This is a genomic window from Candidatus Symbiopectobacterium sp. NZEC135 (genome assembly GCF_025962695.1).
In genome coordinates, this window is the sequence record NZ_JAGFPF010001287.1 from 1 (window position 1) to 616 (window position 616).

A 616-nucleotide genomic window follows, 5' to 3' on the forward strand; every position below is an offset into this window, starting at 1 on the left:
AGCCAGATCGCCGAGTTTAAATTCATCCTGCAAGAAAAACGCTTTCTGGCTTACCGCCACGTTGCCATTTTGCAAGTTCAGGCTGTGTTGTAATTCGGTGTTCCGATATTCGCCGCCAGCTGTGATCAAATGATCGCCAAGGTAGCCAGAGACTTGCCCATCCAGGGTTTTATTATCCTGAGTAATGTAGGCTTTGCCGCCGTTGAGTTGCGAGTTATCCATCAAATCGACGCTTTCGAAGTAGTAACGTAAGCGCGTATCGATGTACTCCCAACTACCATTGTGTGTCAGGCCAAACCCAATGCGTTCCATTTTTTGAATATTTCGTGGTGATGCACCGTTGTTATTCCACAGCACATCACGATCGTCTTTTGCGTAAGTGGTGTCGAATTCAATATTTTGCCTGTCATCGATAAGCCAGGTCAGATTGGTCAGTGCATTGAAGGTATCGCGGGCTTCCAGCGCATCCGAGTTGGGGTTGCGGGATTGATTGGTGCGCCAGGCATCACGTTTCCCCCCGTCAACGATCACGCTGCCGAGCAGTTTATTGTCCAACAACGGGCCGCTGAGGTAGCCGCTCAAGCGGTTACGCCCGCCGCCATCGCCTTCCGTGGGG

The 616-nt window shown here is 51.1% G+C and carries 1 pseudogene; it reads right to left on the reverse strand.

The annotated features are described in order from the left end of the window. Positions 1-616 (reverse strand): annotated as a pseudogene (locus tag J5224_RS33855) (TonB-dependent receptor); the annotation flags it as partial.